The organism is Bacillus sp. bc15, assembly GCF_900142585.1.
In the GTDB taxonomy this organism is placed as follows: Bacteria; Bacillota; Bacilli; order Bacillales; family Bacillaceae_G; genus Bacillus_A; species Bacillus_A cereus.
Genome location: NZ_FRBJ01000004.1, coordinates 242,228 through 255,031 on the forward strand (window position 1 = coordinate 242,228; position 12,804 = coordinate 255,031).

Genomic DNA, 12,804 nt, shown 5'->3' on the forward strand with positions numbered 1-12,804 from the left:
TAGGTTACCGTAAAATTGTAATCTATTACCATATTAAGGGGTGACGATGTGGCAACTATACGTGATGTTGCAAAATTGGCAGGTGTTTCAGTCGCAACCGTTTCACGAGTTATTAATGAAAAAGGATACGTTCATGAGGACACAGTAAAACAAGTAAAGGAAGCAATTGAAGAATTACGTTATAGGCCAAACAGTGCAGCGAAGCCACTATTTAAAGAGAATTCAACGATAATTGCATTACTTGTAGATAATTTATGTAACCAATCAAACATCACTTTGCTACATTGTATTGAGGAAATAGCATATAAAGAAGGCTATCAAATCATTATTTGTAATATAGAGAATAAAGATAGATACATACATATGCTGAAGCAAAATAACATTGCAGGTGTTATTTTGACGAGAGCAGTTTTTAAAAGTGTAGGAGAAATTCCATTTCCGTTTGTTGTGATCGATGAGCAACAATCACATAGAAATTATTATGAAAGTGGACAGAGAGCTGTTTCTTTATTAAAAGAGAAAGGGTGTCACTTTCTTGCATATTTCGGTGAGGGAGAAGAAAGTGAAGAAATGGAAGATTATATAGCAGGGTTTTTAGACGCTGTTTGGGATGAAGGAATCTCTTATCGAGAAGAATGTGTACAAGGGTATACAAATAAACAATTTATTACATTATTGCAAAACAATCCGTATATAGATGGAATTGTAACCTCAAGTGATCAGATTGCTATTGAGTTAATTCGGTCAGCGAGATTTCTAAATATACATATACCAGATAAATTAAAAATTGTTGGACCTAATGGGAGCATAGAGTGTGAATGGATAGGTTCATCACTACCGGCAATTGAAAGTTATGTCAAAGATAATGGAAAATTAGCTTTTCAACAATTAAAAGGAAAAATAAAAAAGTAAAAGGTGCGTTTTATACGCACCTTTTTATAATGTAATTGCGGCAATAAAACCAAATATAAGTAACGGTATATTGTAATGTATAAAAGTGGGTACACATGTATCCCATATATGATGGTGCTGACCATCAGCATTTAAACCGGATGTTGGTCCAAGGGTACTATCCGATGCTGGAGATCCTGCGTCACCTAGCGCTCCGGCTGTACCGATAATAGCAATTGTGGCCATTGGACTAAATCCAAGCTGAATGCAAAGAGGTACAAAAATGGTTGTTAAGATAGGGATGGTTGAAAAGGATGAACCAATTCCCATCGTAACGAGAAGTCCAATAACGAGCATAAGAAATGCAGCGAGTGGTTTATTATTTCCGATTATATGTGCACTCGTTTGCACCAGAGATTCAACATGTCCTGTTTTTCGAAGAACAGCGCCGAATCCAGCGGCAGCAATCATAACAAAGCCAATAAAGGACATCATACGCATTCCGCTTGTTAATATCGCATCTGCTTCTTTAAGTGGTAGACTGCCGCTAACCGATAAGACGATAATACCTGCTAAAGCACCAAAAATCATTGATTCTGTTGTTAATTGAACAGTTAATGTAGCAATGATAGATAATAACCCGAAAGTAATGCTACGTTTTGTATAGGGAACGATTTCATTTTCGGTAGTATGAATTTGTTCTGTTTCATACGTACGAGGTTTTCGGTACGTAATGAATACCGCTACACATAATCCAATAATCATACCAATTGCTGGAATAGTCATTGCTTTTGGAATAAGTGTGACATCAAATGTAAGGCCGCTTTGCGCAGCGTTGGTTTGTAATACGTCATGATAAATTTTTCCGAATCCTGCAGGGATCCACATATAAGGAGTAATCAATCCAAATGTAATAATACATGTGACAAGTCTGCGATCCACTTTCAGCTCATTTAATACTTTTAAAAGTGCTGGAATTAAGATGGGGATGAAAGCAATGTGAACAGGAATCACATTTTGTGAGAAACAAGCCATCGTTAAAATAATGAATAAAATAAGTATTTTAGAATAAACTTGTTTTTTCGTGTCTTGTTCATTGCCAATCCATTTTAATGCAGTTTGAATCATAGCATCTGGAAGTCCTGTTTTGGAAAGGGAAATAGCGAAACCACCAAGCATTGCATAACTTAAAGCGATTGGAGCACTGTTTCCAAGACCAGTTGTAAAAGTGTTAATCGTTTCTGAAATACCGAGTCCGCCGATAATTCCGCCTGTTAAAGCTCCAACAATGATGGCGACAATGACCTGGACACGTAACAAACTAAGCAATAGCATAATTGCTACTGCGACGAGTACAGCGTTCATAATAAATGTAATCTCCCTAAATTTTTATTCTGTTAAGACAAGTAAATATGAAACATTTTGCGATGTTTATACATACTTGCGACATATTATTATAAAATGTTTTCTATGAAATGTAAAAGAGCCTTTTGTTACTAATGCTGAAAAGCTAGCTCTTGTTTAATTGATTGCAAAGAATTAGCGAATAATTCTGGTTCTTCTAAATCAGGAGAATGTGCTGAATTTGGGAACCAAATCATCTTTTTTATAGGCGCTTCAATAAGATCGCAATATTCCTGAACGAGTGCATAAGGAGTTTGATAATCATAGCGACCAGAACAAAAATAAACTGGAATAGATAAACTTGAGATAGAAGAAAAGAAATCGATTGTCAGCATTTCTTCCCATAAAATTCCAGATTTTAAATTTCCTACGAGAAACTTGAACCAATCTAATAGCGTATACTCAGGAGAAAAGAACCCTTTTCGTATGAAAGAAAAGGAAGATCCGTTTTGGATTGCGCCTCCAAATGTGCCAAGCCACTTTCTTTGAATAATGAGACGTCTCGTATCTAAAAATGGTGGTTTGCCTAATTTTAAAAGGGAAGCTAATGCTTTTTTATGATCATGTTTTTTTGCAGAATGAATTAAATGTTGATATAGCAATTCTTCATTTTGTTTCATATGTACAATTTGCCCAATACCGATGTAAGCCTCGATATACTTTGGATATTGATGTGCTATGTTAAGCCCAATAATACTTCCCCAAGAATGACCAGCGAGAAATAGTTTTTGTTTGTTGAACCTTTTAAGTACATATTGAATCACTTCTTTTGCATCGGAAACGAATTGTTCAATTGTGAAATTTGCTCCGAAATCTTTCATTGAAAAGGATTTACCAGCCCCGCGCTGATCCCAATTAATAACAATAAATTGCTTCTCTAATTCTTTTTGAAAATGGCGAATAAATCCGATTTGTGCCATCCCAGGTCCGCCGTGACAGCATAATAAAATAGGTTGCTCTACGTTTTGTCCACGCATAAGGAGAGTTTGTTTTCGATTATTTATCATAACGCTTTCTATCGTAGCGATACTATTAGGAATGAGTTGTTTGTTTTCGTTATAGAACTGAGGGGTGTAGCTACGAAAAAGCATATTGAAAACCTCCTTTTGTGAAATCGTATGAATCGCACAGGCTATTCATTTTGCATATACTGTTAGAAAATCATTGTAACATACCATACTAGTGTCATTTCAACACGGGAGGAGGGAAATTGTGACGATTGGAGAAATTATAGATGGTTTAAACAGACGTGAATCCATCGCTATTATAGCAAAACGTCTTGAAATAAGCCCGTATACATTATCGAAGAAATTAAGATTGATTGGATACGAATATGATGGAGAGCAGAAGAAACGTATTTTTGTAGGAGATGGAGAAGAACCACGTCACTTACAACTCCAAGAAGCGACCGCCCTTCAATATGAGAAAACAGATTATCAATTATTAATTTACGAGCAATTACAAAGCATTTATGAGTTACTAAGAAAAAGAGGCGAAGTAATTGCACCAATTATGAGTAAGAGTACAGAGAAAAAGAGACGAACCTTTTCTATTAATACAGAAATATTAGCAAGATTGGACCTTATATCAGAATCGAAAGGAATTCAAAAGTCTAAACTTGTAGAAGAGGCGTTGCAACAATTTTTACAGCAATATGAAGTTGACAAAACATCACATTTTGATAACTAAAGAAAAGGATACTATGTTCATTGGAAGAACGAGTATCCTTTTTATGATGTATATTACGTATAAAATAGAGGATCAGTACAAATCCTTTATGGCGTGAAAAATAAAATTTATTATTAGAGAAACACTTAATTTACTTTTTGAATTCTTCCATCAATAACTGGCTGAATTGGTTCTTTTAATTGTTTTACGTAATCGACTAACGCTTCAAAGTCGTTTGGACCAGTTTCTGCATTTTTACCATTTTTAAATGATACGAATCCGTCACCGCCAGAAGCTAAGAAGGCATTTGCAACTACGCTATACGTTTTAGATGGAGATAATTCTTCTCCGTTTGTTAAACGTATATTTGTAACTTTTTCACCGTTTGTTTTATTTGCATCCCACGTATATTGAATACCTGAAATTTGAAGCATTCTTGTTGTTCCTTTTTGCCATTGCTGATTTAAAATATCGCGAATGTCTTGACCTGTTAAATCTACTTTAATCAATTGATTTCCAAAAGGTTGAATGCCGTATAACTCACCCCACGTAATATCACCAGCATCTAAGTCATTACGAATGCCACCAGGATTCATGAGGGCGATTTGAGTTTGCATCGTTTGACGCTGAGCATCGGCAACTAAATTTCCAAGATTGGACTCACCAGCATCATTTTGTTTACGGTCGATAGGTGCTGTAGATTTTCCGACCACTTCATTTACAAGTGGTGCGATTTTTTCTTTATATTGATCTAGTTTTTTCTTTACTTGTTTATCAGGTTCTACACCTTCATGATACGTTGTAACAACTTCAGCTTTTTTCTTTACAATATCCTTTGTTTTACGATCAATTGTTACATCCACGTCTGAGAAAGCCGTTCCGTATGAATTTGCTTGGACAATTAGTTTATTATTTACTGTACCATTTACATACGTATGACTATGTCCACCGAAAATAACATCAACTTCTGGGTCTGTTTCATTTGCAATTCGAGTAAGATCGCCATTTGTTACCCCAGACTCATCGGTTGTTCCACCGACATGAGCAAGAACGACGATCGATTTAACGCCGAGGCGTTTTAATTGTTGTGTTGATTTATTAATTGCTTCTACTTCATCAGTAATTTGTACATTTTTAAGCATCGTAGGCATAACAACATTTGGTGTATCAGTTGTAACAACCCCAATGAATCCAACAGGAACACCATCTACCATTTTTACAGTAAATGGTGGTAAAAATAAGCGGCCAGTTGATTTGTTATAGAAGTTAGCAGCTACATAGGGGAAGTTAGCCCCTTTGAAATTCCCTGTTTTTTCATGATATCCACCGTAAATGAGGCGTTTCATTTCATCAATGCCTTCATCAAATTCATGGTTTCCGATTGTACCAACATCAAATTTTAAATCATTTAAAAATTCAATCGTCGGTTCATCTTGTAATAATGCTGAAACTGGTGGACTAGCTCCGACGATATCACCAGCATGTACGAGAAGTGTATTAGGGTTTTGTTTTTTACGTTCTTTTAAATAAGTAGCTAAGTAATCAGCGCCACCAGCTTCTTTATTATTGATTTTTTTAACAGTATCTAGTTGTCCATGGAGATCATTAATACCAAGCATTTGTACGTCTATGTAGCGGTTTTGTTCAGCTGGATTCTGAGATGGGGGAGCGGCAAATACGCTTGAAAAAGTAATAGTGCTTAAAACAGCAACGGCAGGAATAATTTTTTTCCACATAATATAATTCTCCTCTTTTTATAATCTGACATCATACGACATAATTTTAATAGATTCATAGGATTATAGCTACATAAAAATTTAGTCTTTTCGAAAAATTAACATATTTACAAAAAGTGAATAATAGAGTAAAGACCCTTTTTTATTGTCGATTTCATCGTGTATCTACTATAATGGAGAAAAAAGTAAAAGGTGAGTAGCATGAAGAAAAAGAAACAAAGACAAATGCAAAGACAATCGCAAGTGAATCAACCAAAGAAAGAAACACTTACATTAGGCGATCAATTAAATGATTCACTCATGCAACAATTAAAGAGTAAGAAGAAAGAGTTGCAAGTGAGAGAAGAGGAAAAAGAGGCAGCTGAACTGGAAAGAAAGCGCCAAGAACAAAAAGAACGTGAAAAGAATAAATCATTTGAAGAACTGCTAAGTGAAAGTAACCTTACTTGGAAAGACTTTAAATAATAAAAAAATGATCAGTGAAATACCACTGATCATTTTTTGACGAGCTTGTAAGAAAAGGGGAGTTAGAATGAGAAAAATTGTCGTTGTTCCACATGAAAACCATTGGATTGAAAAATTTCAAATGGAGGCTGAAAGATTAAAATCAGCGATGCCAGAAACGGTGAAAATGCATCATATTGGAAGTACGTCAGTGCCCGGACTGGCAGCTAAACCTATTATTGATATGATCATGGAAGTAGAAAATATCGAAAGAGTAGATGGGTGGAATGAACGATTTATAGAGCTTGGTTACATCGTAAAAGGGGAAAATGGTATTTCAAGACGCCGATATTTTATTCATGGAACTGAGGAAAAACGTTCGTATCATTTACACGTGTTTGAAAAAGGAAATCCAGAGATAGTAAGGCATTTAGCGTTTCGTGATTATATGATGGCTCATTGTGAAGAAGCAGAGGCATATGCAACCTTAAAGAAAGAATTAGCCGAAAAGTATACATATGATGGCACGTTATATACGGAAGGGAAAAATGAGTTTGTGCGCAATGTGGATAAAAAAGCGAAAGAATGGAGAGAAAATAACGTGAATGAATGAGTTCACGCTATTTTTTAGCTATATAAAAGTGTTATGTAAACTGTACGTATGTTTTGACTTTTGGGATGAATCTTGTTGAAATAAAATTGTGGCTTATAAAAAATGTAACAATGAAAGGGAGACGACTGTGCATATTCCAACAACTACACTTCATAATGGCGTGAAAATGCCGATGATTGGTCTAGGCGTATATAAAGCGAAAGAAGGAGACGAAGTAAAGCAAGCAGTAAAAACAGCGTTAGAAGTTGGATACCGTTCGATTGATACAGCAACTGTATATGAAAATGAAAGCGGTGTCGGAGAGGCGATACGTGAATCAGGAATTCCAAGAGAAGATATATTTATTACAACAAAAGTATGGAACGACGATCAAGGATATGAGGAGACACTCGAGGCGTTTGAAAAGAGTTTGAAAAAATTACAAATGGACTATGTAGATTTATATTTAATACATTGGCCGGTAAGAGGGAAGTATGTTGATACGTACCGAGCTTTAGAGAAATTGTATGAAGAAGGTAAAGTGCGTGCGATTGGTGTTTCTAATTTTCATAAACATCATTTAGAACTATTATTACCAAATTGCAAAGTGAAGCCGATGGTAAACCAAGTGGAACTTCATCCGATGTTGACGCAATTTGAGTTGCGTAATTTCTGTCAAGGTGAGCAGATTCAAATGGAAGCATGGAGTCCATTAATGAGAGGCGGAGAAGTATTTCAGCACCCGATTATTCAGGCTATTGCTACTAAATATGAAAAAACACCTGCGCAAGTTATATTAAGGTGGGATATTCAAAGCGGGATTGTGACGATTCCTAAATCTGTTACACCATCTCGCATTAAAGAAAACTTTACTATTTTTGATTTTGCACTAACTGAAGAAGAGATACGTCAAATTAACACGTTGAATCATGATTTACATGTAGGAACGAATCCTGATAAATATGATACGTTATAAAAAAGACTGTCTCCTAATATTGGAGGCAGTCTTCTGTTTTATCGGTAATTCGATATTTTTAACGATGCAAAGCATATGTGTCATATTTAACAATCTTTTGAAGTTGTATATATTCTTCTTTTGTTAAAGGTAACTGTTGGCTAGCTCGTATATTTTCCTGTAATTGTTGAAGAGAGCTTGCACCAGGTATAACAGCTGCAACAGTCTTATTATGTAAGCAATATTGAATAGCTGTTCCTGTTAAAGAGCGTTCTCCAATCATCTCTTTTACACTTGCTAGAGTTGCATGTAATTCATCGTAAGAATAAGAGAGATAATCCTTTTCCTTTACTCTTTCTATCTTTCTTGCATTATTGTCAGTTAAAATTCCTTTTGCAAGTGGCCCGCGGGCAATGACGCTAATTTGGTGTTCATTTAGAAGGGGGAACCATTCTTCTGGACGACGATTTAAAAGGTTATATTCCATTAGTACACTAACGATGTTTGAGCGTTTTGCATATTCACGAACGACATTTGGGCGTATAGAAGAAATACCGTAATGGCGAATAATACCTTCCTTTTTCAATTCTTCAAAAGCTTCAATTGTTTCATTTATTGGATCTTCAATTGTTCCGCCATGAAGTTGGTAAAGGTCAATATAATCAGTTTGAAGTCTACGTAAACTTTCCTTTACTTCAGTCTTTATGTAAGCTTTAGAAGGATCCCAAGACCAGCCATTTTTTTCTTCTGTCCAACGATTTCCAACCTTCGTTGAAAGAACAATTTGGTCTCTTTTCCCCTTCAAGGCTTTTCCAACAAATTCTTCATTTAATCCGTAATCATATAAATCTGCTGTATCAAAAAAATTAATTCCTAAATCGATCGCTTCATCGATAATACGCATAGCTTCTGTTTCAGATGTACCGAGAGACATACAGCCAAGGCCCATTTCTGTAACAAACAAATCTGAGTTTCCTAATTGACGTTTTTTCATAGGTCAACCTCCTTACCTTTATTGTACGAGAGGGAAAAGAGGTTGACAAACGTTTCCTTTTCGCTTCGCATTAACTGCCCGTAAAAGCATGATTAATGTTTCACTTTATTTGCTGTAATCCACTCTTGTACAGTTGTATACTCTTTGCTATATTGCTTTAGCTTATGGCGAATTTGCCATGCTTTTCCGACTAACGTGATGCGATTTGGTAAAATATAAACTTTCATTTCTATCACGCTCCTTTCAATGTGATAAAATGTATGAAGAAAGAATAGGAAATAGAACAGGGAGATGAAGTAGTATGAGTAATCTTACAGAGAGAACAGTAAAAACTGAGCCGATTTTTGATGGTAGAGTTATAAAAGTTCGTGTTGATGATGTAGTATTACCAAATGGAGAAATGAGTAAACGTGAAATTGTAAATCACCCTGGTGCAGTTGCGATTATTGCTATTACGGATGAGGGGAAAATTGTGCTTGTTGAGCAGTATCGTAAAGCGCTTGAAAAGGCAATTATAGAAATTCCAGCCGGCAAGTTAGAACCCGGTGAAAAACCAGAGGTGACAGCAGTTCGTGAATTAGAAGAGGAAACAGGATATGTATGTGAAAATATGGAGCTCATTACTTCTTTCTATACATCTCCAGGATTCGCAGATGAAATTTTATATGTATATAAAGCGACAGGTTTGACAAAAAAAGAAAATAAAGCTGAGTTAGATGAAGATGAGTTTGTGGAATTGATGGAAGTATCGTTAGAAGAAGCGATTACTCTTATGAAAGATCTTCGTATTCATGATGCGAAGACGATGTTTGCAGTACAATATTTACAATTACAAAAATAAACACTCGCCAAAGGCGAGTGTTTTTTAATTGATTTTTGCATATACACGTGCATCACGTAAGCTACCATCTGGTGCTAGGAAATCATTTTCCATTGTACCTTCTAGAATGAATTCTAGACGTTCTGCTAAGCTACATGCATTTATATTTGTTGCATCAGTACGAATTTCGATTCTTCTAGCGCCTAGTTTATCAAAGGCGAACTGAATTGCACCTTTAACAGCTTCGGTCATATAGCCTTGTTTTGTATAGGCACTATGTAGCCAGAAGTGAAGTGAAAACTTTGGAATATCCCAGTTTTCAGGCTTTAGTGTAATTGCTCCGATGAATGTACCAGATACTTTATCGTATAAGTGAAAATCAAGTGTTTCACGAAGTAAAAACTGTCCGTGAGCTTCGCGAACAATTTCTTCAGCACTTTCTTCTGTTTCAGCGTTAATTGGTATCCACGGTACTAAGTCTTCTAGAGAAGCTTGGATTGCTTCATATACTTCTGCACCATCACCTGGAAATGGTTTACGAACTTGCAAGCGTTCAGTTTGAAATAATGTTGGAAAATCTAATAATAATGGTTTCAAGAGAAATCCCTCCTATTCTCTACTTTTTAGTTTAGCAAAGTAGAGCGGAATTTCAATGTTAATTCGTCATACTTTTTTCTTTCTTTCATACATTTTTAATAAGAGTGTGAACGGAGGGAAGAAAAATGTGGCGAAAAAATTGGCAAGACCGTGTAATGTCTCACATACAGGAAAACTCTTCATTATATATATTTAACGCCGTTTTATTATTGATGGGAGTAATATTCGGAGCCATTCTGGTGAATAGTTTACAAATCAATCAAAAACAAGATTTATCATTTTATTTACAACGTTTTTTTGGACAAGTCTCTAAAGGAGAATTTGCCATTGCAGGCGAAATGTTTCGAGAAAGTTACTTTTCGCAATTAAAATACATCGGATTTATTTGGATTTTAGGGATTTCAATTATTGGATTACCACTTATTTTTATTTTATTATTTGTAAAAGGAGTTGTCGTTGGATTTACAGTTGGTTTTTTAGTAAGTCAGCATGGATGGAATGGACTATTATTAGCATTTGTATCTGTTTTGCCACAAAATTTAATTATCATTCCAGTCTTTCTCGTTATGACAACTATTGCTGCAAGTTTTTCTTTACGGATGATTAGGCATCAATTTATTAGAAAAATAACCGAGCCACTATTACCATTATTAATCCGTTATACATGCTTCTTTCTCGTAATTGGAGTGGTGTTAGCACTTGCTTCTAGTGTGGAGGCTTACGCATCACCAGTTTTAATGAAAGAAGTCGTTGAGGCTATTAATAAAAAATAAATACTTTTTGAGAATAATTATCAATTTGTTTTTATTGTTTTTTCTTTTGACAGAAGCCCTTCTTCTGATATAATGGTGTAAGAGTGGCGAGGAGGGAGTAGTACCGAATGGAAGAAAGAATTGAACGAATTAAGAAGCAATTACATGCAGCGAGCTACAAATTAACACCGCAACGTGAAGCAACAGTTCGTGTGCTGCTAGAAAATGAAGAAGATCATTTAAGCGCAGAAGATGTTTACCTCCTTGTAAAAGAAAAGTCGCCAGAGATCGGATTAGCAACCGTCTATCGAACTTTAGAACTATTATCTGAGTTAAAAGTTGTCGATAAGATTAACTTCGGAGACGGTGTTTCACGCTATGACTTACGCCAAGAAGGTGCGCAGCGTTTCCACCATCATTTGATTTGTACACAATGTGGTGCTGTACAAGAAATACAAGAAGATTTACTTGGTGAAGTGGAAAGGAAAGTAGAACGAGACTGGAGCTTTAAGGTGAAAGATCATCGTTTAACATTCCATGGGATTTGTAAAAACTGTCAAGAAAATGAAACGGATGAAAAATAACCTTTTCCTATTTATCTAGGAAGAGGTTTTTTATTTGAATAAGGTATAAATTGGTGAAAGCTTGGCATATGTTGTAATAACTTATATTTTGGAGGAATTTACAATGCGCCGAGCTTTAAAATTAACTTTTGATGGAATAAAAGTATTTTTATTATTTACAAGTTGTACGATTTTGTTTTATTTCGCTATACTATGGATAAATGAAGAATATGAAAGCTATCATCGTTATGAAAAACCTAAAGAAGAGACTGTAGAAAAAGTATCAGGGAATGAAGAACCGGCAAAGGATGCTTTCGTAAATAGAATGATGTTTTTCTATGAAAATGGGGAGTAGTGTAGAGTGGAAGATCAATTAAAAGATTTTATTCATTATATGGTTGTCGAAAAAGGATTAGCAAAGAATACAGTAGTATCTTATGAACGGGATTTAAAAAGCTACGTAAAGTATTTGCAAAATGTGGAACAGACGAAAACTTTTCATGAAGTGACCCGTTTACACATTGTTAACTTTTTGCAGTATTTAAAAGAAAACGGAAAATCTTCGAAAACATTGGCGCGTCATATCGCATCAATTCGTTCGTTCCACCAATTTTTACTTCGTGAACGAGCGGTAGAACACGACCCATCCGTACATATTGAAACGCCACAAGGGGAACGGAAATTACCAAAAGTATTATCAGTTGATGAAGTAGAGGCGTTACTTCAAACACCAAAAATGACAAGTGCTTTTGGGATTCGTGATAAGGCGATGCTAGAGTTACTGTATGCGACAGGACTTCGTGTTTCAGAATTGATTGCACTCAATTTAGAAGATGTACATTTAACGATGGGATTTGTTCGTTGCATAGGGAAAGGGAATAAAGAAAGAATTATTCCACTAGGAAGTTTAGCAACGGAAGCGATTCAAAAGTATATTGAAAAAGGAAGAAGAGAATTAATGGGGAAAAAAGTAGTAGATGCACTCTTTTTAAACCATCATGGTAATCGATTATCAAGACAAGGATTTTGGAAAATATTAAAACGATTAGCGAAAGAAGCAAATATTGAAAAAGAGCTTACACCTCATACGTTGCGTCACTCGTTTGCTACGCACTTATTAGAAAATGGAGCAGATTTACGTGCTGTACAAGAAATGCTTGGACATGCAGATATTTCAACGACGCAAATCTATACGCACGTTTCAAAAACTAGATTAAAAGATGTATATAAACAGTTTCATCCGAGAGCATAGTTACTATGCTCTTTTTTTCATAGATTAAGAGGGGAAGAGCGTTTCACAGAAACTTCACAAACATTTCGTATATTGTTTTCAGCAGAAGACTGGAATATTACAATGTATTTCCTCTATACTAAATAAAGTATAAAGG

16 protein-coding genes are annotated in these 12,804 nt (G+C 35.3%); 10 read left to right on the plus strand and 6 right to left on the minus strand.

Annotated features, from left to right (window positions below; translation table 11 throughout):
• Positions 1-48: 48 nt before the first annotated feature.
• On the plus strand, positions 49-912 hold the full coding sequence (locus BUA87_RS16930) for a LacI family DNA-binding transcriptional regulator (RefSeq protein ID WP_023522965.1): 864 nt from the start codon (positions 49-51) through the stop codon (positions 910-912).
• A 24-nt stretch (positions 913-936) separates the two neighbouring features.
• Here the strand turns inward: BUA87_RS16930 and BUA87_RS16935 are convergent, their stop codons facing one another.
• Positions 937-2,256: a Na+/H+ antiporter family protein gene (locus BUA87_RS16935; protein WP_016512336.1), complete on the minus strand. Its 1,320-nt coding sequence runs from the start codon at positions 2,254-2,256 to the stop codon at positions 937-939.
• Between the two features lie 131 nt (positions 2,257-2,387).
• Positions 2,388-3,386 (minus strand): alpha/beta fold hydrolase, encoded by a 999-nt coding sequence (locus tag BUA87_RS16940; RefSeq protein ID WP_000898974.1) that lies wholly within the window; start codon positions 3,384-3,386, stop codon positions 2,388-2,390.
• Positions 3,387-3,507: 121 nt separating this feature from the next.
• Between BUA87_RS16940 and BUA87_RS16945 the strand changes: the two genes are divergently transcribed.
• Positions 3,508-3,984, plus strand: a complete 477-nt coding sequence (locus tag BUA87_RS16945; RefSeq protein ID WP_000151933.1) for a ribbon-helix-helix domain-containing protein — start codon at positions 3,508-3,510, stop codon at positions 3,982-3,984.
• 125 nt (positions 3,985-4,109) lie between these two features.
• Here the strand turns inward: BUA87_RS16945 and BUA87_RS16950 are convergent, their stop codons facing one another.
• Positions 4,110-5,699, minus strand: a complete 1,590-nt coding sequence (locus tag BUA87_RS16950) for a bifunctional metallophosphatase/5'-nucleotidase (RefSeq protein WP_072940307.1) — start codon at positions 5,697-5,699, stop codon at positions 4,110-4,112.
• Positions 5,700-5,900: 201 nt separating this feature from the next.
• Here BUA87_RS16950 and BUA87_RS16955 point away from each other — a divergent pair, with 201 nt between their 5' ends.
• The 3 genes from BUA87_RS16955 (at position 5,901) to BUA87_RS16965 (ending at position 7,711) form a co-directional block, all read left to right on the plus strand.
• Positions 5,901-6,164, plus strand: a complete 264-nt coding sequence (locus tag BUA87_RS16955; RefSeq protein ID WP_000727561.1) for a YqkE family protein — start codon at positions 5,901-5,903, stop codon at positions 6,162-6,164.
• Positions 6,165-6,231: 67 nt separating this feature from the next.
• On the plus strand, positions 6,232-6,756 hold the full coding sequence (locus BUA87_RS16960) for a GrpB family protein (protein WP_001227176.1): 525 nt from the start codon (positions 6,232-6,234) through the stop codon (positions 6,754-6,756).
• Positions 6,757-6,883: 127 nt separating this feature from the next.
• On the plus strand, positions 6,884-7,711 hold the full coding sequence (locus BUA87_RS16965; protein WP_072940310.1) for an aldo/keto reductase: 828 nt from the start codon (positions 6,884-6,886) through the stop codon (positions 7,709-7,711).
• A gap of 58 nt (positions 7,712-7,769) precedes the next feature.
• On the opposite strand, the gene BUA87_RS16970 is transcribed toward BUA87_RS16965, so the two are convergent.
• Together BUA87_RS16970 and mciZ are read right to left on the minus strand one after the other, a co-directional pair.
• Positions 7,770-8,684 (minus strand): aldo/keto reductase, encoded by a 915-nt coding sequence (locus BUA87_RS16970; protein WP_065229314.1) that lies wholly within the window; start codon positions 8,682-8,684, stop codon positions 7,770-7,772.
• Positions 8,685-8,776: 92 nt separating this feature from the next.
• The gene (gene mciZ / locus BUA87_RS16975) at positions 8,777-8,911 is read right to left on the minus strand and encodes a Z-ring formation inhibitor MciZ (protein ID WP_000870292.1); all 135 of its coding nucleotides are present in this window, start codon (positions 8,909-8,911) and stop codon (positions 8,777-8,779) included.
• A 74-nt stretch (positions 8,912-8,985) separates the two neighbouring features.
• Here mciZ and BUA87_RS16980 point away from each other — a divergent pair, with 74 nt between their 5' ends.
• Positions 8,986-9,525 carry an NUDIX domain-containing protein gene (locus BUA87_RS16980; RefSeq protein ID WP_016080378.1) on the plus strand — a complete coding sequence of 180 codons (540 nt, stop codon included), beginning with the start codon at positions 8,986-8,988 and terminating at the stop codon, positions 9,523-9,525.
• Positions 9,526-9,549: 24 nt separating this feature from the next.
• Here the strand turns inward: BUA87_RS16980 and BUA87_RS16985 are convergent, their stop codons facing one another.
• Positions 9,550-10,101 carry a GNAT family N-acetyltransferase gene (locus tag BUA87_RS16985; protein WP_000803479.1) on the minus strand — a complete coding sequence of 184 codons (552 nt, stop codon included), beginning with the start codon at positions 10,099-10,101 and terminating at the stop codon, positions 9,550-9,552.
• A 155-nt stretch (positions 10,102-10,256) separates the two neighbouring features.
• On the opposite strand from BUA87_RS16985, the gene spoIIM reads away from it, so the two are divergent.
• From spoIIM to xerD, 4 genes are all read left to right on the plus strand, one after another.
• Positions 10,257-10,874 carry a stage II sporulation protein M gene (spoIIM, locus tag BUA87_RS16990; RefSeq protein ID WP_013142149.1) on the plus strand — a complete coding sequence of 206 codons (618 nt, stop codon included), beginning with the start codon at positions 10,257-10,259 and terminating at the stop codon, positions 10,872-10,874.
• Positions 10,875-10,981: 107 nt separating this feature from the next.
• Entirely contained in the window at positions 10,982-11,437 is a 456-nt protein-coding gene (locus BUA87_RS16995; RefSeq protein WP_000392657.1) for a ferric iron uptake transcriptional regulator, read from the plus strand.
• Positions 11,438-11,540: 103 nt separating this feature from the next.
• Complete coding sequence (locus BUA87_RS17000) at positions 11,541-11,771, plus strand: YqzK family protein (protein WP_001250432.1); 231 nt, start codon at positions 11,541-11,543, stop codon at positions 11,769-11,771.
• 6 nt (positions 11,772-11,777) lie between these two features.
• Complete coding sequence (gene xerD, locus BUA87_RS17005) at positions 11,778-12,668, plus strand: site-specific tyrosine recombinase XerD (protein WP_000390088.1); 891 nt, start codon at positions 11,778-11,780, stop codon at positions 12,666-12,668.
• Positions 12,669-12,804: the final 136 nt, after the last annotated feature.

Excerpts from the sequence above, each read along its gene's own strand:
- BUA87_RS16950 (WP_072940307.1), bottom strand. The coding sequence starts at position 5,699 with ATGTGGAAAAAAATTATTCCTGCCGTTGCTGTTTTAAGCACTATTACT.
- BUA87_RS17000 (WP_001250432.1), top strand. The coding sequence starts at position 11,541 with ATGCGCCGAGCTTTAAAATTAACTTTTGATGGAATAAAAGTATTTTTA.
- BUA87_RS16955 (WP_000727561.1), top strand. The coding sequence starts at position 5,901 with ATGAAGAAAAAGAAACAAAGACAAATGCAAAGACAATCGCAAGTGAAT.
- BUA87_RS16940 (WP_000898974.1), bottom strand. The coding sequence starts at position 3,386 with ATGCTTTTTCGTAGCTACACCCCTCAGTTCTATAACGAAAACAAACAA.
- mciZ (WP_000870292.1), bottom strand. The coding sequence starts at position 8,911 with ATGAAAGTTTATATTTTACCAAATCGCATCACGTTAGTCGGAAAAGCA.
- BUA87_RS16935 (WP_016512336.1), bottom strand. The coding sequence starts at position 2,256 with ATGAACGCTGTACTCGTCGCAGTAGCAATTATGCTATTGCTTAGTTTG.
- BUA87_RS16995 (WP_000392657.1), top strand. The coding sequence starts at position 10,982 with ATGGAAGAAAGAATTGAACGAATTAAGAAGCAATTACATGCAGCGAGC.
- BUA87_RS16960 (WP_001227176.1), top strand. The coding sequence starts at position 6,232 with ATGAGAAAAATTGTCGTTGTTCCACATGAAAACCATTGGATTGAAAAA.
- BUA87_RS16970 (WP_065229314.1), bottom strand. The coding sequence starts at position 8,684 with ATGAAAAAACGTCAATTAGGAAACTCAGATTTGTTTGTTACAGAAATG.
- BUA87_RS16980 (WP_016080378.1), top strand. The coding sequence starts at position 8,986 with ATGAGTAATCTTACAGAGAGAACAGTAAAAACTGAGCCGATTTTTGAT.
- spoIIM (WP_013142149.1), top strand. The coding sequence starts at position 10,257 with ATGTCTCACATACAGGAAAACTCTTCATTATATATATTTAACGCCGTT.